This is a genomic window from Pseudomonas sp. Rh2 (assembly GCF_040762985.1).
Lineage (GTDB): Bacteria > Pseudomonadota > Gammaproteobacteria > Pseudomonadales > Pseudomonadaceae > Aquipseudomonas > Aquipseudomonas taiwanensis.
In genome coordinates this window covers 2,849,805-2,871,701 of record NZ_CP142890.1, presented here as the reverse complement: position 1 = coordinate 2,871,701, position 21,897 = coordinate 2,849,805, and the positions used below count along the sequence as shown (strand labels likewise).

The following is a 21,897-nucleotide window of genomic DNA, read 5'->3' as shown; positions in this document are numbered from 1 at the left end:
TGGTACCCCATAGGCTATCGTGGTAGCCATGACTCCCCATCGCCGAGGCCGCATGGCGTTCCATCGACTGACCCGCACCCATCCCCGCCTGAGCATCGCCACCCTGGCAGGCGTTGTCGGCGCCTGGCTGGTTCCCGCCGACGACACCGTCCAGCAGGTGCTGATCGGCTGGAACATCGGCGTCTGGCTTTACCTGTTGCTGGTATTGTGGCTGACCTGGCGGGCCAGTCCCGATACCGTGCGCCGGGTCGCCCGCATCGAAGACGAGAACGCAGGCCTGGTGCTGTTCACCGTCTGCATCGCAGCCATCGCCAGCCTGGCGGCGGTCACCCTGCAGTTGGTATCCAGCCGCGGGCTGCACGGCAGCGACCTTGTCCTACACTACCTCTATACTGGGCTGACCGTTGCCGGCTCCTGGTTGATGATTGGCTGCATCTTCAGCCTGCACTACGCCCGCCTGTTCTACACCGACGATGGCAAGGCACCGCCCCTGCGCTTCGCGGACAATGAATGCAACCCGGATTACTGGGACTTCCACTATTTCTCGTTCACCCTCAACGTGGCGGTGCAAACGTCGGATGTCGGCGTCGCAGGGCGGGCTTTGCGACGGGTAGTGCTGGCGCACTCATTGGTAGGTTTCGTGTTCAATACGGCCATCCTGGGGTTCACGATCAACATCGCCGCCGGGTTGCTGGGCTAGCGCACGCCAGGCACAAGCAGCGACACGGCGACAAACGTCCTCCAACTGACCAGTCTCCAGCACCAGCCCCATGCGTACATGCCCTGCCGCGCTGGGGCCAAAGGCATCGCCCGGTAGCAGCGCTACGCCCTCCTCCATTAGCAGACGCTGGGCGAACGCCTGGGCACTAAGCCCGGTCGCGCTGATGTCGAGCATGACGAACATGCCGCCTGCGGGCTTGTGAGCCCTGACCCCCGGGCAATCGGCCAGGACCGAGCACACCCGGTCACGACGCTGTCGATACGCTTCGCGCATCTCCCGCACCGCCGGCAGGTCTCCTTCCAACGCAACACAGGCTGCCTGCATCACAAACTCCGGCAAGCCGAACAGCATGGCCATGGCCAGGTTGGCCAAGTGCGCGGCGAGCGGGAGCGGTCCGACCACCCAACCGATTCGCCAGCCGCTCATGGCATGGGACTTGGACAGGCTGTCGATGATCACGCAGCGCTCGGCCATGCCCGGCAGGCTGGTCGGGTCGATCACCTCGCCCTCGAACAACAACCCGCTGTAGACCTGGTCGCACACTAGCCACAGGTCGTGCTCGCGGCATAGCTGCGCGAGTTGCGCCATGTCCTGGGCTGGGATGGCGACGCCGGTGGGATTGTGCGGGGTATTGAGCCACAAGCCCCGGGTACGGGGGGTGACGGCCCGGGCCACGGCCAGCGGATCGAGCCGGAACCCCTGCTCGGGGCTGACCGACACCACGACCGGTAGCGCCCCACAGGCGGCGAGTACCGCAGGGTAGGTAACGTACATGGGTTCGGCGACGATCACCTCGTCTCCCGCCTCGAACAGGCATTGGGCGACGGCGTACAAGGCACACTGCGCGCCCGCCAGCACCACCACTTGGTCCGCCGTGACTTGCGGGCCGTTACGCCGGGCAATGGCCTGACGCAAGGCCAGGCTGCCGCGCACATCGCTGTAATGGGTATCGCCGCGGCGCAGGCTGCTGACCGCCGCCTCGACGATGGGTCTGGGCGTGTCGAAATCGGGGTCGCCCACCGACAGCAGGAAGATCTCTCGCCCTTCGCGTCGCAGGGCCTGAGCCTGATAATGGATGTCCCAGGCAGAGCTGGCGTCCCCGGCGATGCATTGCGTGAGCGTGGAATAGCGCATGACTGTCTCCCTGTCTGCCCAGCCCGCACCGCTCGTCCGAAAACGCTGTGCGCCAACTGGGGTTAAACATAGCAGAGGCCACGGCTCAGCTAGCGGCAGGCCGCGAAGGAAAACGTTTGCCTGGACGTTAATAGCCCAATGGTAGGCATGACGGATCTGTGACCGCCTTCAAGCCTTCATGCAATTGTCTTGAGCGGCGCGGGACAATGGCGATCCAAGTGCTATGGTTAAGTTCCCGGCAACCGCGCATGCGGCCATCCAAACGAGGCGTCCAGGACTGGACAAGGAGGCTGGCTTGAACAAAATGACGTTCCCCAACGCCTGCCAGGTGATGCGTTGGCATTTCCATCCGCTGGGCTTCGAGGCCAGCATGGATGCACCGCGCAGCATGGTCGCCCGCCTGTTCGACCGCGCCACGGGGCAAACCCTGCTCGCCATTGCCGGTATCCCCTGCGCAGCCATCATGGCGGCCTCCGACGTGGAACGGATCATCGAAGCCGTCGAGGCCGAGATGGAGGCGTTCGTGCCTGCCATGGCACTGCGCGACGCAGGTTAAGCCACTGCGTCGCTCGCCTGACGCAACGCCTGCAGCTTGTCCATGAACTGCTCGGCCGGCACCGGCTGCCCGAGCAGATAACCCTGTAACGAATCGCACCCCAGACGGGTCAGAAAAGCCTGCTGGCGGTCAGTTTCCACTCCCTCGGCGACGATCCGCAGGCCCAACGCCTGACCCAATGCGACAATCGCCGAAACGATGGCCGCATCGTCGCTGTCTTGCTCCAAGTCGCGCACAAAACCTCGGTCGATCTTCAGCTCGTTGGCTGGTAGGCGCTTGAGGTACATCAGGCTGGAATAGCCAGTACCGAAATCGTCGATGGACAGGTCGACCCCCATGTCGGCCAGGCGCTGCAGTACCGTGAGGCTGGCATCGGCATCGTGCATCGCTGTGGTTTCGGTGATTTCCAGGGTCAGCCGGTTGGCCGGCAGGTTGTTTGCGCGCAACGCTCGGGCAACGCTGTCGACCAGCCCGGCATGGCAGAATTGAATCGCCGAGAGGTTGACCGCAATGCGCCAGTCCTCGTGCCCCTGCTCCATCCAGGCGCGCATCTGTCGGCAGGCTTCCTGCATCACCCATTCGCCGATGGGAATGATCAGACCGGTCTTCTCCGCCAGGCCAATGAAGCGGTCTGGCAACAGCAGCCCGTGCTGGGGGTGCTCCCAGCGCAACAGGGCCTCGGCACCGATGGGGCGGCAGGCCTGGGCATCGAACTTGGGCTGGTAATGCAGACGGAACTGGCCCAGCTCAAGGGCCACGCGCAGGTCCTGGAGCAGTTGCAGCTGCTGACGGGCATTGCTGTTCATCGACACGTCGAAGAAGCTGTAGCCATTCTTGCCGGCGCTCTTGGCGTGATACATCGCGGCGTCGGCATTACGCAGCAGTTCGTGCTGGTCCTGGCCATTGCCGGGATAAAGCACGATGCCCAGGCTTGCCGACAATTGCAGGTCATGTTCGGCAACGCGGAAGGGACGCGATACCAGGTTGACCTGCTTGACCGCCACGCCCATGGCATCGTCCGGTTCCTGAAGCTCCACCAACAGCACGAATTCATCGCCGCCAATCCGTGCCAGGGTGTCCTGGCTGTGCAGATGGCCTCGCAGGCGCGCCGCCACCTCCTTGAGCAGCTGATCGCCCACATGATGACCAAAGGCGTCATTTACCGGCTTGAAGCCGTCCAGATCGATGAACATCAGCGCAAAACAACCGCCCTGCTCCGCCACCTTGCGGATGGCTTGCTCGATGCGGTCGGCCAGCAGTGTACGGTTGGGCAAGCCGGTCAGGGTATCGTGCAGGGCCAGTTGGATCAGCTCCTGGTTGGCCCGTGTCAGCGAGCGGGCAAGCTCGGCCGTGCGCGCTTCCAGACGGGCGTCGAGCACCGAGGTGAGCAACGCTACCGACAGCACCGCCAGCGTGGTGATCAGCACCAGGTAGACCAGCCCGTCACCCTTGAGCCCCTCTGCCAACGCACCGCAGTAACTGCCTTCGGGAAAATTCGCCGCGGCCATGCCGGTGAAGTGCATGCCGACGATGGCGAAGCCCATGATGATCGCCGCCAGGCCGCGAACATGCCGGACATAAGGCGTATGCTGGCGTAGCCGGAAAGCGATCCACAAGGCTGCCGCCGAGGCACTCGCGGCAATGGCCAGGGATGCGCTGAACAATACCGGGTCGTAGTCGATCCCTGGCAGCATGCGCAACGCGGCCATGCCGGTGTAGTGCATGAAGCTGATGCCGGCTCCCATGATCAGTGCACCGAACCCCAACTGCGTCCAGGGCAGGCTCGGCTGGCTGACCAGCCACAAAGCGAAAGCCGAGGACAACACGGCGATCAACAGCGAGAACGCGGTGAGGCCGAAGTCGTAGCCCAGCTGGATAGGTAGGCTGAAGGCAAGCATGCCAATGAAGTGCATCGACCAGATGCCAATACCCATGGCCAGCGCTCCGCCCACCATCCACAGATGAACAGCCCGGCCTTTGGCCGTGGCGATGCGCCCCGTCAGGTCGAGGGCGGTGTAGGACGCTAGAATCGCCACGCACAGCGAAATCAGCACCAGCGAGGAAGAGTAGCTACCGGTCAGCATCAGGAGTTCCAGCGTCGGGACGAAGGGCCCGGAAAAAGCTGACGATTGTACTCAAGCGTTAGCGAAACGCACGGGGTTTTTGCGAATGGGAACGGATCCAGGCTGCTGTCAAGGTCGACCGCCAGCCAGCCCGCTCCGGGAGAGAGAAGCTGGCTGGCGACGGTACCTGTCACTCCTGCCGGGCGAACGCCTCGTCGGACTGCCAGCCACCGCCAAGCGCGGCAATCAGCTGGACGCTCGCGACCAACCGCCCCTGCAGCACGTTGAGCACGCTGCGCTCGTTGCTCAATGCCGTGGTCTGCACGTTCACCACATCCAAATAGCCAATCAAGCCTGCACGATACTGGTTCTCGGTCAGTCGCAACGACTCACGCGCGGCATCCAGCGCCTCTTGACGCACCACCGCTTCGTCGGCGTAGACCTTGAGCTGCACCAGGTAGTTCTCAACTTCCTTGAAGCTGTCGAGCACCGTCTGCCGATACTGCGCCACCGTCTGGTCATACACCGCCACGGTGCGATCCACCTCGGCGCTACGTTTGCCAGCATCGAACAGGGTCATGGCCAGCGATGGCCCCACCGACCAGTAACGGTTGGGCAGCTCGATCCAGTTGCTGAAACTGCTGCTGGAATAACCGCCGCTCATGCTCAGGGACAAGTCGGGGAAGTATGCCGCGCGAGACACGCCGATGTTGGCGTTGGCAGCCATTACATTGCGCTCGGCCGACGCGATGTCGGGACGACGTTCGAGCAATTGCGACGGCAATGTTACCGGAATGTCCGGCAACGCCGGTATCGACTGGTTATCAGCCAGGCTGAATTCGGCCGGGGCCTTGCCCATCAGCACCGCAATGGCGTTCTCGAACTGGGCGCGCTGCCACACCAGGTCGATCAGGTCGGCCTGGGTGCTCTTGAGCTGGGTCCGGGCCTGGGCCACCGCATCGGGCCCGGCGACGCCCGCTCGGTACTGGTTTTCGGTCATCCGCAGCGACCGCTGGTAGGCGGCCACCGTGGCCTCCAGCAAGCGCTTCTGCTCGTCGATGACCCGCAGTTGCAGGTAGTTCTGCACCAGCTCCGACTGCTGGCTCAGGCGAATGGCCGCCAGATCGGCAAGACTGGCTTCAGCGCTCGCCTCATTGGCATTGAGCGTTTCACGCAACTTGCCCCACAGGTCGATCTCCCAGCTCACCCCCAGCTGCGCGTTGTAGGTGTTGCGGATGCCGCTGCTGTTGTTGGACAAGCTCGAACTGCTGCTACCGGTGCCCTGGGCCGAGCGGTTCTTGCTGGTGGTCAGGTCCAGGCTGGGGAACAGCGAGGCACGGCTGCTGCGCACCAGCGCCTGGGCCTGACGATACTGGGCTTCGGACTGGGCGACGGTCTGATTGCTGCGATTGAGCTCCTCGACCAGCGCGTTGAGCCCGGCATCGCCGTAGATCTCCCACCACGCCCCACGGTCAATGGCATCGGACGGCTTGGCCTGGGTCCAACCTTCGGCCTGCTTGAACTGGACCGGGGTGCTCATCTGCGGACGATGGTAGTCGGGGCTCAGGGTACAGGCACTCAGCAGCGCCACGCACAGCCCCGCGCCGACCAGGCGCGAGCCACGCCCACGTGTCAGTAACTGCAGGGCACGGTGAAGAGGTGTCTGGGCAAAGTTCATAGCGGGGTTTCCAGGGCGGCGTCGGTGCGCACGCCACGCCAACGGTTGAATCGGTGACGCAAACGGTCGAGGTACAGGTATACCACCGGCGTCGTGTAGAGGGTCAGGACCTGGCTGACCACCAGGCCGCCAATGATGGTCAGGCCCAGGGGCTGGCGCATTTCAGCGCCTTCGGCACGGCTGAGCAGCAATGGCAAGGCCCCCAGAATAGCCGCCAGAGTGGTCATCAGGATCGGTCGCAAGCGCAACAGGCAGGCCTGTCGAATCGACTCCTCCGGCGTGAAGCCCTGATGACGTTCAAGCTGCAAGGCCAGGTCGATCATGAGGATGGCGTTCTTCTTTACCACCCCAATCAGCAGGAACAGCCCCAGCAGCGAAATCAGACTGAACTCGCCACCGGTGGCGTAAAGCGCGAGCAAGGCTCCAACCCCAGCCGAAGGCAGGGTCGAAAGGATGGTCAACGGGTGAATGTAGCTTTCATACAGAATGCCCAGCACCAGGTACACCAGCACCAGGGCGCCGAGGATCATCAGTGGCTGGCCTTCCTGAGTTTTGGCAAAAGCATCGGCAGTACCGCCGAGCTTGGCGATCACCTCTTCAGGCAGGCCAACCTTGGCCACCGCCCGCTCCACCGCGCTCATGGCCTGGTCGGGGCTGTAGCCTTCGGCGACGTCGAACGCGATGTCTTCGGAGGCGAACTGCCCCTCGTGGCTGACCCGGTCGTTGGCCAGGCTGTTCTCGTAACGGGCGATGGTTGACAGTGGTACCCGGGCACCGTCGGCGGTGATGACCTGGACCTGCTCGAGCGTGGTCGGGTCCCAGGCGTATTTCGGGTTGATCTCCAACACCACCTGGTACTGGTTGAGGCTGTCGTAGATGGTGGAGATCTGCCGCTGGCTGTAGGCGTTGTTGAGCACGGTGGTAACCATGTCCATATCGATGCCCAGGCGCTTGGCCTGGTCACGATCGACCACCAGGGTCACTTGCTGGGTACCCGAGCCGTCACGGGCGTCGATGGCGGTCAGCTCCGGCAGCGCACGCAAGGCGGCGACCACTTTCGGGAACCATTCGCGCAGCGCTGCCAGGTCGCCGCTCTGCAAGGTGTAGAGGTACTGCGACGAAGTCTGGTCGCGACCACCGCCGCCCAACTGCAGGTCCTGGTCGGCCATCAGGAACAGTCGCCCACCCGGCACCTTGGGCATTTCCTTGCGCAAGCGTTCGATGACACGCTGAGCGTTGATCTTTCGTTCGCCGATCGGTTTCAGACGCACCAGCACCATGGCATTGTTGGTACCGCTGTTGCCGCCGATGAAGCCGGCGACACTCTGTACCGCCGGATCGGCCAGCAAGGCGCGTCGGTAGATTTCCATCTTCGGCTGCATCACGCTGAACGACAGGCCGTCGTCACCGCGAATGAAGCCGATCAGCTGGCCGGTATCCTGCTGCGGCATCAGGGTCTTGGGCACCACCACGTACAAGGCGATGTTGACCCCGATGGTCAGCAACAGGCTGATCAGGGTCAGTCGCTTGTGGCGCAGGGCCCAGCCCAGGCTGCGATCGTAGGCATCGACCATACCCTGGTGGAGCTGGTCGCTCCAGCGTTGCAGGCGAGTCTGCTCGCGGTGCTGCGCCTTGAGCCAGCGGGCGCAGAGCATCGGCGTCAGGGTCAGGGAAACCACCAGCGAGACGATGATTGCCGCCGCGAGCGTGACCGAGAACTCCAGGAACAGGCTGCGCACGATACCGCCCATGAACAGGATCGAGACGAACACCGCCACCAGCGAGACGTTCATCGACAGCAAGGTGAACCCCACCTCCTTGGCGCCGAGGAACGCAGCGCGCATCGGAGGTTCGCCGCCCTCGATATGCCGGGAGATGTTCTCCAGCACCACGATCGCGTCATCCACCACCAGACCGGTGGCCAGGATCAGCGCCATCAGCGACAGGTTGTTGAGCGAGAAGCCGCAGAGGTACATGACCGCGAAGGTGCCCACCAGCGACACCGGCACCGCCAGGCTAGGAATCAGCGAAGCACGCAGGTTGCCGAGGAACAGGTAGACCACCAGGATCACCAGCACCACGGCGATCAGCAGGGTATGTTCGGCCTCCTTCAAGGTGGCCTTGATCACCGGCGAGCGGTCCATGGCCACGTTCAGCTTGACGCTGGCCGGCAACAGCGACTCCAACGCCGGGAGCTGTGCCTTGATCTGGTCGACGGTTTCGATAATGTTGGCACCGCTCTGGCGATTGACCACCAGCAACACCGCGCTCTGGTCGTTGAAGAAACCGCTGTTGTAGCGGTTCTCCACCCCGTCGGTGATGGTAGCCACGTCGGACAGGCGCAGGATCGTGCCATTTTCCTGCCGGATCACGATCGGCGCGTAGTCCTCGGCTTTTTCCAGCTGGTCGTTGGCACGCACCTGCCAGTTGCGATCGGCATCCTCGACAAAACCCATGGGCCGCCGCTGGTTGGCATTGGCCACCGCTGTGCGCACTTCGTCCAGCGACAGGCTGTACTGGTTGAGCAGTTGCGGCTCCACCGCGATACGCACTGCCGGCAACGAGCTACCGCCGATCTGCACCTCGCCTACCCCACTCACCTGGGCCAGGCTCTGGGACAGGATGGTGTCGGCAAGATCGTACAGCTGGCCTTTCTGCAGCACATCCGACGTCAACGACAGCACCATGATCGGCGCCTGGGACGGGTTGATCTTCTTGTAGGTGGGCATGCTGCGCATGCCACTGGGCAGCAGGTTGCGAGTGGCATTGATCGCCGCCTGCACCTCGCGCGCCGCGCCATCGATGTCACGGCCCTGTTCGAAACCGATGATCACCCGGGTCGAGCCCTGGTTCGAACTACTGGTCAGGGTGGTGACGCCGGCGATGGTGCCCAGCTTGCGCTCCAGCGGCGTGGCGACCGTGGCCGCCATGACTTCGGGGCTGGCACCGGACAGGTTGGCCTGTACCACGATCACCGGGAAGTCGATCTGCGGCAACGGTGCCACAGGCAACAGGCCGAAACTGACGCCACCGAGCAACATGATCGCCAGGCTCAGCAGCATGGTCGCCACGGGGCGACGGATGAAAGGTCCGGACAGGTTCATGCCTCGGCCTGCTTCACGTCAGCGACCGGACGCCAGCGGCGCGCCAGGCGGTCGAAGTACAGGTAGATGACCGGCGTGGTGAACAGCGTCAGCACCTGGCTGACCAGCAGCCCGCCGACCATCACCAGGCCCAGGGGTTGTCGCAGCTCGGCACCGGAACCGGTCGCCAGCATCAACGGCACGGCGCCGAACAGCGCCGCCAGGGTGGTCATCAGGATTGGCCGGAAGCGCAGCAGCGCCGCCTGGTAGATCGCGTCACGCGGTGCCATGCCCTGGTTGCGCTCGGCTTCGAGGGCGAAGTCGATCATCATGATCGCGTTCTTCTTGACGATGCCGATGAGCAAGATGATGCCGATGATGGCGATCATACCCAGGTCGTTGCCGCTCAGGATCAGCGCCAGCAAGGCACCGACGGCTGCCGATGGCAGGGTGGAGAGGATGGTTATCGGGTGGATGTAACTCTCGTAGAGCACGCCCAGCACGATGTACATGGTCACCACGGCGGCCAGGATCAGCAGCAAGGTGCTCGACAGCGAGGCCTGGAAAGCTTCGGCGGCGCCCTGGAAGCGGGTCTGCACGCCAATCGGCATGCCGATCTCCTGCTGCACCTGCTCGATCACCTTCACTGCCTCGCCCAGGGACGCGCCATGGGCCAGGTTGAACGACATCATCACCGCCGGGAACTGGCCAATGTGCGAAATGGCCAGCTGGGCCTGGCGCTGCTCGATGCGCGCCAGTGCCGACAGCCGCACCTGGCCACCGTCTGAAGCCTTGACGTGGATCGACTCCAGGGCCTGTGGGCCAATGCTCGCCGCGGTCTGGGACTGCAGCACCACACGGTACTGGCTGGCCTGGGTATAGATGGTCGAGATCTGCCGCTGACCGAAGGCGTCATACAGGGCATTGGTGATTTGCGACACGTTGATGCCAAGGCGGCTGGCCATGTCGCGGTCGATCACCAGGTACACCTGCAGGCCTTTGTCCTGCAGGTCGCTGGCCACGTCCTGAAGTTCGGGACGCTGCTGCAGAGCCTGGACCAGCTTGCCGCTCCATTGCGCCAGCAACTCGGCGTCGGGCGACGACAAGCTGAACTGGTACTGGGTGCGGCTGACCCTGTCTTCGATGCTCAGGTCTTGCACCGGCTGCATGAACAGGCGAATGCCCACCAGTTTGTCGAGCTGCGGTTGCAGGCGCTCGATGACTTGCGCAGCAGTCACATCGCGATCGCCGTGGGGCTTGAGGTTGATCAGCAGACGGCCGCTATTGAGCGTGGCATTGTCGCCGTCCACGCCTATGTAGGATGACAGGCTTTGCACCGCAGGGTCTTGCAGGATCACTTTGCTCAAGGCCTGCTGGCGTTCGCTCATGGCGGCGAACGAAGTCGATTGCGGAGCTTCGGAAATACCCTGGATCACGCCGGTGTCCTGGGCCGGAAAGAAGCCCTTGGGCACTGCCAGGTACAACACCACCGTCAGTGCCAGGCTCGCCACCGCCACCAGCAGGGTCAGCGGCTGGTGCCGGAGCACCCATTGCAGGCCACGACCATAGTGCGCGATCAGCCAGTCGATCCAGGCGCCGCTGGCGCGATAGAAGCGGCCCTGCGCTTCAGGCTTGGGCTCACGCTTGAGCAAGCGCGCGCACATCATTGGGGTCAGGGTCAGCGACACCACCAGCGAAATCAGGATCGCCACCGCGAGGGTAATGGCGAATTCACGGAACAGCCGGCCGACCACATCGGCCATGAACAACAGCGGGATCAGCACCGCGATCAGCGAGAAGGTCAGGGAAACCAGGGTGAAGCCGATCTGCCGGGCGCCCTTGAGCGCCGCCTGCATGGGGGGTTCACCTTCCTCGATATGACGGGAGATGTTCTCCAGCATGACGATGGCGTCGTCCACCACGAAGCCAGTGGCGATGGTCAGGGCCATCAGTGTCAGGTTGTTGATCGAAAAACCGGCCAGGTACATCACGCCGAAGGTACCGATCAGCGACAGCGGCACGGCGATCGAAGGAATGAGGGTTGCACTGACGCGACGCAGGAACACGAACGTGACCATGACCACCAGGACAATGGCGATAAGCAGCTCGTGCTGCACGTCCTTGACCGCTGCGCGGATGGTCTGGGTGCGGTCGGTCAGCACTGAAACGTCCAGGCCGGCAGGCAGGTTGTCGGTGATCGTTGGCAGCATCTGCTTGATCCGGTCGACCACTTCGATGACGTTGGCGCCCGGCTGGCGCTGGATGTTCAGCAGCACGGCCTGGTTCTCGTTGGCCCAGGCGGCCAGGCGCTCGTTCTCGGCGCCGTCGACGATCTCGGCGACATCCTTGAGGCGCAGTGGCGCACCGTTGTTGTACGCCAGGATCAGGTTGGCGTACTCCTCGGGCGAGCGCAGTTGGTCGTTGGCATCGAGCATCGACACCCGGGTCGGGCCATCGAAGTTGCCCTTGGGTTGGTTGACGTTGGACGCGCCGATCAAGGTGCGCACGTCTTCGAGATTAAGGCCGTTGGCAGCCAGGGCGTCGACGTTGACCTTGATACGTACCGCCTGGCGCTGGCCGCCGGCGATGCTGACCATGCCCACGCCGCTAATCTGGGCGATTTTCTGCGCCACGCGGGTATCCACCAGGTCGTTGAGCTTGGGCAACGGCATGGTCTTGGAGGCAATGGCCAGGGTCAGCACCGGGGTGTCCGCGGGGTTGACCTTGTTGTACACCGGCGGTGCAGGCAGGTCGCTGGGCAGCAGGTTGTTGGCGGCGTTGATCGCGGCCTGCACCTGTTGCTCGGCAACGTCCATGTTCATGTCCAGGCTGAAGCGCAGGGTCAGCACCGAAGCCCCACCCGAGCTGGTCGAGGCCATCTGGGTAAGGCCTGGCATCTGGCCGAACTGGCGCTCCAGCGGTGCGGTGACCGCGCTGGTCATGACCTGAGGGCTGGCACCGGGATACAGGGTCATGACCCGGATGGTCGGGTAATCGACCTGGGGCAAGGCCGAGACCGGCAGCAGTTTGTAGGCAATCAGGCCGGCCAGGACGATGGCCAGCATGCTCAGCGTGGTTGCGACCGGGCGCAGGATGAACAGGCGCGAGAGGTTCATGCGCCCGCCTTGCCTGCTTCACCCGCCTGGGCCGAACCTTTGGCATCCTGGCCCTGCAGGTGCTGACCGGGCGTGGTGGGGACCTGCGAGCTGTCTTCCACCACCTCCACCTGGGTGCCTTCTCGCAGGCGGTCGGTACCTTCGAGCACCAGTCGGTCGCCTGCGGCCAGGCCTTCGAGGATCACGCTGTGCTCGCCGTCGCTGGCGCCGACCTTCAGCTTGCGGATGTTGACTTTGTTATCGGCATTGACGACGTAGGCGAAGGTGCCATCGTTTCCGAACTGGATGGCCGCTGCAGGGGCAAGCACCACCTGTTTGAGGGTGTCGGCCAGCAGGCGCACGTTGACGAACTGGTTGGGAAACAAGGCTTGGTCCTTGTTCTCGAAACGGCCTTTGAACTTGAGGGTTCCAGTGGTGGTATCAATCTGGTTGTCCAGGCTGCCCAGCACGCCAGTCGATTGCAGCTTGCTGTCGCTGCGGTCCCAGGCCTCGACGGGCAGGCTGGCGCCACTGCGGTAGCGCTCGAGCACCCTGCTCAGTTCGGTTTCCGGCAAGGTGAACGTGACACTGATCGGTTCGGTCTGGGTGATGACCACCAGGGCCGTGGTGTCATTGGCGGCGACCAGGTTGCCCAGGTCGAGCTGGCGCAGACCTACACGGCCGCTGATCGGCGCACGAATCTGGGTGAAATCGAGGTTCAAACGGGCATCGTTGACCTGCGCCTGGTTGGTCTTGACCAAGCCCTGGAACTGCGCGACCTGGGCTTCGGCGGTATCCAGGGTCTGCTTGGCGATGCTGTCTTCGGCGTACAAACCTTTGTAACGCGCCAGGTCGACCTGGGCGTTCTTCAGTTGCGCCTGGTTTTGCGCCAGGGTGCCTTCAGCCTGCTGCAAGGCGATGCGGTAGCTGCGCGGGTCGATTTCAGCGAGCAGGTCACCGGCCTTGACCTGCTGGCCTTCCTTGAAGTGGATCTTCACCAGTTCGCCTGCAACCCGGCTACGCACATTGACCGTGTTGGTCGCCGTTACCGTGCCGAGGGCTTTGTAGTAGAGCGGGAAGTCGCCAACCCGCACCGGTTCGACCCGCACCGGCACCGGGTCGGTGGATGCACCGAAGCCTGGGCGCCCCTTGCCCATTCCCATGCCCATGCGACCACCACCGGCCTCTTTATGTGCCGGCGTTGCAGGCCACAACCACCAGGCCAGCAGGGCCACCAGCAGCAGGATCAGCAGGCCAACGAGCCAGCGACGGGGGGAACGGGAGACAGAAGCTTGCATGGATTGAACGAACCTTGTTCAGAAAAGGACGGCTTGGAAAGTTTGAACGATAAGCACTGGCTTCGTTTTAGCAAAGGCCCTTTACCAGAGGTTTACCTTCGGCTGACGTTGCCAAGATGCTGAACTTTAAATGAAAACGGCCCGGAACGCGTTCCGGGCCGTTTACAGGGTATTGCTTGAAGCCCTAGTACCGGGCGCCTGCAAGCACTGCGATGTCAGGTGCCGGCGACAGGGCCGGAGCAGGCCACAACGGCCTGCCCCCACGCAGCGTTTACTTCAGAACCGCCAGCGCCGCCGCGTAGTTCGGCTCGTCAGCGATTTCGCCAACCAGCTCGCTGTGCAGCACGTTATCATTTTCGTCCAGCACTACCACGGCGCGGGCGGCCAGCCCAGCCAGCGGGCCATCGGCGATGGCTACGCCATAGTTCTCCAGGAACTCGCGGCCGCGCAGGGTCGACAGGTTCTTCACGTTTTCCAGGCCTTCGGCACCACAGAAACGCGCCTGGGCGAATGGCAGGTCGGCGGAGATGCACAGCACCACGGTGTTGGCGACGTCGTTGGCCTGGGCGTTGAACTTACGCACGGAGGTGGCGCAGGTTGGCGTGTCGACGCTTGGGAAGATGTTCAGCACCTTACGCTTGCCGGCGAAGTCCTTCAGCGAGGTGTCGGCCAGATTGCCAGCGACCAGCGAGAAAGCGGGAGCCTGGGCACCGACTTTTGGCAGCTCGCCGTTCACCTGAACCGGGTTGCCTTTGAGAGTCACTTGAGCCATGGGCAGAAATCCTTATGCGGGGTTTGAAAAGGACACTGAGTTAAGCATGAAGGCAGCCGGGTGCCTATGGGTGGCGGAGAAATTGTTTTATTGCCGGACAATTCTTGTGGACAAAAAAATGTCCGGATGGCCACAGACCATCCGGACATTTTTAGTTTTGGCGGTGGATTAGCCCAGCAGGCCGTAGACCACCGAGGTCAGTGCGACCAGGCCGACCACAACGACGAAGACGTTGGACAGCGCCCCGCTGTACTTGCGCATCGACGGCACGCGACGGATGGCGTACATCGGCATCAGGAACAGCAGTACCGCGATGATCGGGCCGCCCAGCGACTCGATCATGCCGAGGATGCTCGGGTTGAGCGTGGCGACGATCCAGCACACCACCAGCATCAGCGCGGCGACCACGCGATCCAGGGTCTTGGCGCCGGGGCGCAGGCCAGCCTTGGCGATGATGCCCTTGAGGCCTTCGCTGGCACCGATGTAGTGCCCCAGGAACGACTTGGCGATGGCGATGAAGGCGATCAGCGGCGCGGCAAAGGCGATGGTCGGGTTGCTGAAGTGGTTGGCCAGGTACGAGAGGATCGACAAGTTCTGCGCCTTGGCTTCGGCCAGCTGGGCGCTGCTAAGGGTCAGCACGCAGCTGAAGACGAAGAACAGCACCATGGCCACCATCAGCAGGTGGGCACGGGCCAGGATCTGGCCGCTGCGCTCGTCGGCGTGCTCACCGTAGCGACGCTTCTGGTCCACCGCGAACGCGGAAATGATGGGCGAGTGGTTGAACGAGAACACCATCACCGGAATCGCCAGCCACACGGTGTGCAGAAAGGCCGAACCGGACGGCACCTGGTTGGCACTGTCCAGGATACCGCCGGTCCAGTGCGGCACCAGGTAAAGGCCCAGCAGCGCCAGGGCGACGATGAACGGATAGACCAGCAGGCTCATGACCTTGACCGTGGCCTGCTCACCGCAACGGACGATGGCCAGCAGGCCGAGGATCAGCACGAACGAGAGGATCGCGCGTGGCGGCGGGGTCATGTGCAACTGGTGCTCCATGAAGCTGCTCACCGTGTTGGTCAACGCCACGCTGTAGATAAGCAGGATCGGAAAGATGGCGAAGAAGTAAAGCACGGTGATCAGGGCACCGGCTTTGAGCCCGAAATGCTCTTCCACCACTTCGGTGATATCGCCACCGTTGCGCCCCGACAGCACGAAACGGGTCAGGCCACGGTGGGCGAAATACGTCATGGGGAACGCCAACGCGGCGAGGATCAGCAACGGCCAGAAACCGCCGAGGCCTGCGTTGATCGGCAGGAACAGGGTTCCAGCGCCGATGGCTGTGCCGAACAGGCCCAGCATCCAGGTGGTGTCGTGACGCGACCAGCTGCCGAGGGTGGCGGGGGTCGATTCTGCAAAGCGTTGTTCAACGCTTGGGGCCTGCTCATTCATTCCGGGTGAAGCTCCACTCGCAAGACTGCAACAGGCTGAGAATGGCGAAATAGACGTTTCGCCCAACTCAACCGGAAAAGAGGGGCGCGATTGTGCCTGCAAAGGTTGCACTTGGGGAAGCCCCGTCCGAGGGACGGTTGCACTTGTCTTTACAAGAGGCGGTGTTACCGGACAAGCCACATCGCCGGCCTACCGGCGATGGGCTGTGATGAAGGCTTACTTCTGGACGGCAGCGAACGCTTCGGCAACCCTTTGCAGGTTGGCCGGGCGCAGGCCCGACATGCACACGCGGCCGCTGTCGATCAGGTACACCCCAAACTCGTCACGCAGGCGACGCACCTGCTCGACGCTGAAGCCGGTGTAGCTGAACATGCCGCGCTGGCGCAGGAAGAACTGGAAGTCCTGGCCTGGCAGCAATACCGCCAGGGCGTCCACCAGGGCCTGACGCATGTCGAGGATGCGCTTGCGCATGACTTCGACTTCCGCGACCCACTGGGCGTTGAGGGCCGGGTCGCCGAGCACGCCGGCCACCAACTGGGCACCGAAGTTGGGCGGGCTGGAGTAGTTGCGGCGCACGGTGGCCTTGAGCTGGCCGAGCACGCTCTGGGTGGTGGCTTCGTCGTCGCAGACCACCGACAGCCCCCCTACCCGCTCGCCATACAGCGAGAAGATCTTCGAGAACGAGTTGCTGACCAAGCACGGCACGCCGGCGCGGGCCATTTCACGGATGGCGTAGGCGTCTTCCACCAGGCCCTCGCCGAAGCCCTGGTAAGCGATGTCGAGGAACGGAATCAGGTTGCGCGCCTTGACCACTTCCACCACTTGTTGCCACTGGTTCTGCTCCAGGTCGGCACCCGTAGGGTTGTGGCAGCATGGGTGCAGCAGGACGATGCTGTTTTCCGGCAGGGTCTGCAGGGTGGCGAGCATGCCGGCGAAGTCCACGCCACGGGTGGCCTGGTCGAAGTACGGATAGGTGTGGACCTTGAAACCGGCACCTTCGAAGATGGCACGGTGGTTATCCCAGGTCGGGTTGCTGACCCAGACTTCGGAGCCTGGGAAGTAGCGTTTGAGGAAGTCGGCACCGACTTTCAGCGCGCCGGAACCACCGACGGTCTGCACGGTGGCCACACGCTTGCCGGTGACGGCCGGGTGGTCAGCACCGAACAGCAGCGCCTGGATGGCCTGACGGTAGCTGGCCAGGCCTTCCATCGGCAGGTACAGCGAGGCTTCGTGGTCCTGGCCCGCGATGCGTTTTTCCACCGCATCCACAGCCGCCAATTGCGGCACCACGCCGGCCTCATCGTAGTACAGGCCGATACTCAGGTTGACCTTATCGGCGCGTGGGTCGGCCTTGAAGGTCTCCATCAACGAGAGGATCGGGTCGCCGGCATAGGCATCGACATGTTTGAACACAGCGTGCAGCTCCTTGGATCAGGACAGTTCGGAAAGGCTGCCCTGAGGATACCCGGAGTCGGGGCCAAGAAACATCACCTATCGTGCAAGGTTGTCTATGCAAGATTGCATGACGGGAGCGTTTTCTTCGCCCTTTGGATCGAACGCCACCTGCGCGGTGATGGCGAGCAAGGTTCGCCCCTGTCCCGCCATGCCTGTGCGACACGACCAGGTAGGAGCGAGCCTTGCTCGCGACGAAGCAACCTTGGCCTCGAACCCGCTCAGCCAATCATTCCCTGAAGGGACTCCCACTCACACTGCGTCAACGCCACCCCTTGCTCATCGGCCATTTCTCGCTCGCGGTAGCGGCGCTCGCCAGGCATGCGCGTCAACCCCACGGCCTGCATCTGCTCGACCAGCTCACGGCTGCGCTGGGCAAACCGTTCGCCTTCGGCCTTGCTGGGGTCGATGACGATGATCAACTGCCCGGTCCATGGGGTCTTGGCCCCAGGGTGCTTGGACCAATCGAACTCCCAGGAAAAGTTACCTCCGGTCAGGGCCGCCGCCAGCAGCTCGACCATCATCGACAGTGCCGAGCCCTTGTGTCCACCGAACGGCAACAACGCCCCGCCCTCGAGGATGGCCTTCGGGTCGGTGGTTGGCTGCCCATTGGCATCGACCCCCATGCCTTCAGGCAACTGTTGGCCGGCACGGGCGGCGATTTGCACATCGCCGTGGGCCATGGCGCTGGTGGCCATGTCGAAGACGATGGGGTCATGGTCGGCGCACGGAGCAGCGAAGGCGATGGGGTTAGTACCGAACAACGGCTTGCGTGCGCCATGGGGCACCACACAGGTCATGCTGTTGACCACGCTCAGTGCAACCAGGCCTTCCTCGGCGAACGGCTCGACATCCGGCCACAGGGCTGCGAAATGGTGCGAGTTGTGGATTGCCAACACGGCGATTCCGGCACTGCGGGCCTTTTTCACCAGCAGCGCACGTGCGGCTGCCAAGGCGGGCTGGGCAAAACCGCCCGCCGCATCCACCTGGACATAACCGGAGGCGACATCGGTGACCTGCGGTGTTGCGCGGCCATCGACCCAGCCGCTGGCCAGTGTCGAGACATACCCCGGAATACGGAACACCCCGTGGCTATGGGCGCCGTCGCGCTGGGCGCTGGCACAATTGTGGGCCAGCACTTCGGCCACTGCCTCACTGCAACCGTGGCGCTGGAAAATCGCTTGCAACAGCGCCTGCAACTCGGCGAAAGGCACACGCACGACGGGGCTGGTGGAGGGTGCGGACATCTGAAGCTCCTTATTGGATTTGGAGTGGCTACAGCGTTGGCAACGACAAAAACTTTCCTGCAAGTGACAGCTACCTGTCAAATGTTGACTTGATGACAGAAAACATCCATTTTCTTTTCCACGCCTCACCGGGAGCCACAGCATGAGCCAACCGATCAAGCAACGCCTGGAAAACAGCCTGCAAGGGGCCGCTGCCTCAGGCCGCAAGATCGCCACGTACATGCTCGCCAATCTGCACGAACTGCCATTCCAGACTTCGGCCAGCATCGCTGCCAAGCTGGGTGTCAGCGAATCCAGTGTCGGCCGTTTCTGCCGCGCCCTCGGTTACCCTCACCTCAAAGCGCTCAAGCAAGATCTGCAAAGCGACCTGGGCGACGGCCCCTGGCTGGTGGGTGATCGTCTGCAAGAATACCGCCAGAACCATGACCCCAGCGATATCTCTGGCAGCCTGGAGCTGGAAATGGCCGCCTTGGTACGGGTCCACGAGTATCGTCAGACCGACGCCTGGCACCAGGTCGCCCAGCGCCTGGCGCAGAAACCACGGGTATTCATCGCCGGCTTCCAGACCGAGCGCGGCGTCGCCCTGTGCATGACCCACCTGCTGCAATACCTACGCGATGGCGTGCAACAGGTCGATGGCAGCGCCGGGCACTTCGGCGAAGTGCTGCTCGGGCCCGCCGAACAGAGCGCCCTGGTGGTGTTCGAGGCCCGCCGTTATTCACGCCACGCCCTGCTGCTGTGCCAGAAGGCACGGGCCGCCGGTATACCCGTCACCCTGGTGACCGATACCTTCTGCGACTGGGCAGATGCCCACGCCGACGAAGTGTTCCGCGTACCTACCGAGTTCAATCTGTTCTGGGAATCTACTGCCCCCATGCTGTCGTGGGTGCACCTGATGGTCAACGAGGTCTGCAAGAAGCTCGGACCGGATGTTGAAAGACGCTTGGAAGCAACTGCCGCTCTACATAACGAGTTCGTCGGCTACACCTCGTGGCCGTCGGGCAAACAACAATAGCAAGAGTGCAAGAGGTGCGAGATGAACAAGACCATGGCTATGGTGGGTGCGTGTGCCCTGCTGCTGGCGGGTGCTGCCAGTGCCGAAACCGTGCGCTTCGCCACCGAGGGCGGCTACCCGCCCTTCAACTATGTCGACGCCGATAACAAGCTGCACGGTTTCGACATCGACATTACCTACGCCTTGTGCGAACAGATGAAAGTCGAGTGCACCCTGGTGGCACAAGACTGGGAAGGCATCATTCCGGCGTTGATGGCGCGCAAGTACGATGCCGTGGTCGCCTCGATGATCGACACCGAAGAGCGCCGCAAAAAGATCGCCTTCACCGACCACTACTACCGTACGCCGCTGGCCGTCGCCGTGGCCAAGGACAGCAAGATCGACGACGCCCAGACCACGTTCGAAGGTTACACCGTGGGCGCCCAGTCCTCCTCCACCCAGGCGATCTACGCCGAGGACGTTTACGCCAAGGCCGGCGCCGAGGTGAAGCTCTATCCAACCATGGACGAGGCCAACGCCGACCTGGCAGCCGGCCGCCTGGACGGGGTGATCGCCGACAAGTTCCCGCTGCAGGAGTGGGTCAACAAAAATGGCAAGGATTGCTGCAAGATCCTCGGTGATGTGGCCGGGACCAAGGCCGACGCCGCCATCGCGGTGCGCAAGGACGACGATGCGCTTCGCCAGCGATTGAATACCGCCCTGGCCGAGATCGTCGCCAACGGCACTTATCAGAAGATCGCCAGCAAGTACTTCGACTTCGACATCTACAACTGACCTGCTGCCCTGTGGGAGCGGGTTTGCCCGCGAATGCGCCCGACCGGGCGACAGGTGCCGCTGTTGCTGGCACTTTCGCGGATAAACCCGGTCCTGCAGGGAGGGTAAGTGATCCCGCGTGAGGGCTTGTCATGCTCGACCAATTGTCACTTCTGTCGTTCGCCAGCGGAGGCTGGGGCCAGGCCCTGCTGGCCGGTGCCCTGGTCACTGTTTCGCTGGCCCTGGCCTGCCTGCCCATCGGCCTGCCGCTGGGCCTTGGCGTGGCCATGGCTGCGCGTTCTCGCAAACGCCTGCCAAGAGCCTGGGCGACCACCTTTTCCACCGTGTTTCGTGGGCTGCCCGAACTGCTCACCCTGCTCATCATCTATTACGGCTGCCAGATCGCCGCGCAAAAGATCCTGACAGCCATGGGCTATGAAGGTGAGTTCCTGATCAACACCTTCCTGGCCGCCATGGTCGCCTTCAGCCTGGTATTCGCGGCGTTCTCCAGCGAGATCTGGCTGGCCGCTTTCAAGACCCTGCCCAAAGGCCAGTTGGAGGCCTGCTCGGCCCTGGGCCTGGGCAAGCGCACGGCGTTCTTCAAGGTGGTGCTGCCGCAACTGACGCGCATCGCCCTGCCCGGCCTTTCCAACAACTGGCTGTCGTTGCTCAAGGACACCTCGCTGGTCTCGACCATTTCCCTGGTCGACCTGATGCGCCAGACCAATCTGGCAGTCAGCGTGACCAAAGAGCCGATGTTCTTCTATGGCGTTGCCTGCGTGGGCTACCTGCTGTTCTCGGCATTGTCGGGGCGGGTATTCGCCTGGATCGAACGACGCTGCAACCGACATCTGCAAGGAGCACGGGCATGAGCTTCGAACAACTGCTGGGCCTGGTACTAGACCCTGACCTGCTGGAGCGCTACGGGCCACGCTTCGTCGATGGCCTGCTGGTGACCGCGAAACTGGTGGCCATCTCCTTCAGTCTGGGCGCCGTCCTTGGCTTGCTGCTGGCATTGGCGAGGATGTCACACAGCCTGTTGTTGCAGCGCATGGCCGCTGGCTACATCTATTTTTTCCGGGGTTCGCCGCTGCTCGCGCAGCTGTTCCTACTTTATTACGGCCTGGGTTCGCTCAAAGGCTTCTGGCAGGACGTAGGGCTGTGGTGGTTCTTCCGCGAGGCGTGGTTCTGCACCCTGCTGGCCTTCACCCTGAACACCGCGGCGTACCAAGCCGAAATCTTCCGCGGCAGCCTGATGGCGGTCGCCCCAGGGCAGTACGAAGCCGCGCGAGCCTTGAGCCTGAAACGCTCGACCACCTTCTTCAAGGTGATCCTGCCGCAATCGCTGCTGGTGGCCATCGGCCCGCTGGGCAACGAGTTGATCCTGATGATCAAGGCCAGCGCCATCGCTTCGCTGGTGACCATCTACGACCTGATGGGCGTGACCAAGCTGGCCTTCTCGCGCAGCTTCGACTTCCAGATCTACCTGTGGGCCGCTGTGCTCTACCTGGTGATCGTGGAACTGGTACGGCGCCTGCTCAAACACCTGGAAGCCCGCCTGGGCCGCCACTTGAACTGACG

16 protein-coding genes are annotated in these 21,897 nt (G+C 63.1%); 6 read left to right on the top strand and 10 right to left on the bottom strand.

Features of this window, described 5'->3' with window-relative positions; all coding sequences use genetic code 11:
* Nucleotides 1–52: 52 nt before the first annotated feature.
* A complete protein-coding gene (locus tag VXM67_RS12920; RefSeq protein WP_023380354.1) occupies nucleotides 53–700 on the top strand; it encodes a DUF1345 domain-containing protein in 648 nt (215 codons plus the stop codon).
* Here the strand turns inward: VXM67_RS12920 and VXM67_RS12915 are convergent.
* Entirely contained in the window at nucleotides 626–1,855 is a 1,230-nt protein-coding gene (locus VXM67_RS12915) for a pyridoxal phosphate-dependent aminotransferase (RefSeq protein WP_367237053.1), read from the bottom strand. The two genes, VXM67_RS12920 and VXM67_RS12915, sit on opposite strands and share 75 nt — an antisense overlap.
* Before the next feature lie 295 nt (nucleotides 1,856–2,150).
* On the opposite strand from VXM67_RS12915, the gene VXM67_RS12910 reads away from it, so the two are divergent.
* Nucleotides 2,151–2,411 carry a DUF1652 domain-containing protein gene (locus VXM67_RS12910; RefSeq protein WP_027907608.1) on the top strand — a complete coding sequence of 87 codons (261 nt, stop codon included), beginning with the start codon at nucleotides 2,151–2,153 and terminating at the stop codon, nucleotides 2,409–2,411.
* Here the strand turns inward: VXM67_RS12910 and VXM67_RS12905 are convergent.
* The 9 genes from VXM67_RS12905 to VXM67_RS12865 form a co-directional block, all read right to left on the bottom strand.
* Nucleotides 2,408–4,495: an EAL domain-containing protein gene (locus tag VXM67_RS12905; protein WP_023380351.1), complete on the bottom strand. Its 2,088-nt coding sequence runs from the start codon at nucleotides 4,493–4,495 to the stop codon at nucleotides 2,408–2,410. The genes VXM67_RS12910 and VXM67_RS12905 overlap by 4 nt on opposite strands.
* Nucleotides 4,496–4,664: 169 nt before the next feature.
* Complete coding sequence (locus VXM67_RS12900; RefSeq protein ID WP_023380350.1) at nucleotides 4,665–6,152, bottom strand: efflux transporter outer membrane subunit; 1,488 nt, start codon at nucleotides 6,150–6,152, stop codon at nucleotides 4,665–4,667.
* A complete protein-coding gene (locus tag VXM67_RS12895; RefSeq protein ID WP_023380349.1) occupies nucleotides 6,149–9,256 on the bottom strand; it encodes an efflux RND transporter permease subunit in 3,108 nt (1,035 codons plus the stop codon). Before VXM67_RS12895 ends, VXM67_RS12900 begins: the two co-directional genes overlap by 4 nt.
* Nucleotides 9,253–12,351: an MdtB/MuxB family multidrug efflux RND transporter permease subunit gene (locus tag VXM67_RS12890; protein WP_027907606.1), complete on the bottom strand. Its 3,099-nt coding sequence runs from the start codon at nucleotides 12,349–12,351 to the stop codon at nucleotides 9,253–9,255. The genes VXM67_RS12895 and VXM67_RS12890 overlap by 4 nt, the downstream gene beginning before the upstream one ends.
* Nucleotides 12,348–13,628, bottom strand: a complete 1,281-nt coding sequence (locus VXM67_RS12885) for an MdtA/MuxA family multidrug efflux RND transporter periplasmic adaptor subunit (protein ID WP_023380347.1) — start codon at nucleotides 13,626–13,628, stop codon at nucleotides 12,348–12,350. The genes VXM67_RS12890 and VXM67_RS12885 overlap by 4 nt, the downstream gene beginning before the upstream one ends.
* Before the next feature lie 271 nt (nucleotides 13,629–13,899).
* Entirely contained in the window at nucleotides 13,900–14,400 is a 501-nt protein-coding gene (tpx, locus tag VXM67_RS12880; RefSeq protein ID WP_023380346.1) for a thiol peroxidase, read from the bottom strand.
* Between the two features lie 168 nt (nucleotides 14,401–14,568).
* A complete protein-coding gene (locus VXM67_RS12875) occupies nucleotides 14,569–15,849 on the bottom strand; it encodes a serine/threonine transporter (RefSeq protein WP_023380345.1) in 1,281 nt (426 codons plus the stop codon).
* Between the two features lie 216 nt (nucleotides 15,850–16,065).
* Complete coding sequence (locus VXM67_RS12870; RefSeq protein WP_027907604.1) at nucleotides 16,066–17,262, bottom strand: amino acid aminotransferase; 1,197 nt, start codon at nucleotides 17,260–17,262, stop codon at nucleotides 16,066–16,068.
* A 260-nt stretch (nucleotides 17,263–17,522) separates the two neighbouring features.
* The gene (locus VXM67_RS12865) at nucleotides 17,523–18,548 is read right to left on the bottom strand and encodes an Ldh family oxidoreductase (protein ID WP_023380342.1); all 1,026 of its coding nucleotides are present in this window, start codon (nucleotides 18,546–18,548) and stop codon (nucleotides 17,523–17,525) included.
* 142 nt (nucleotides 18,549–18,690) lie between these two features.
* On the opposite strand from VXM67_RS12865, the gene VXM67_RS12860 reads away from it, so the two are divergent.
* The 4 genes from VXM67_RS12860 (at nucleotide 18,691) to VXM67_RS12845 (ending at nucleotide 21,895) form a co-directional block, all read left to right on the top strand.
* Nucleotides 18,691–19,563, top strand: coding sequence for a MurR/RpiR family transcriptional regulator (locus VXM67_RS12860; protein ID WP_023380341.1), 873 nt, complete (start codon nucleotides 18,691–18,693; stop codon nucleotides 19,561–19,563).
* A gap of 21 nt (nucleotides 19,564–19,584) precedes the next feature.
* Complete coding sequence (locus VXM67_RS12855) at nucleotides 19,585–20,337, top strand: transporter substrate-binding domain-containing protein (protein WP_023380340.1); 753 nt, start codon at nucleotides 19,585–19,587, stop codon at nucleotides 20,335–20,337.
* 131 nt (nucleotides 20,338–20,468) lie between these two features.
* Nucleotides 20,469–21,188: an ABC transporter permease subunit gene (locus tag VXM67_RS12850; RefSeq protein ID WP_023380339.1), complete on the top strand. Its 720-nt coding sequence runs from the start codon at nucleotides 20,469–20,471 to the stop codon at nucleotides 21,186–21,188.
* Nucleotides 21,185–21,895, top strand: coding sequence for an ABC transporter permease subunit (locus tag VXM67_RS12845; RefSeq protein WP_023380338.1), 711 nt, complete (start codon nucleotides 21,185–21,187; stop codon nucleotides 21,893–21,895). The genes VXM67_RS12850 and VXM67_RS12845 overlap by 4 nt, the downstream gene beginning before the upstream one ends.
* Nucleotides 21,896–21,897: the final 2 nt, after the last annotated feature.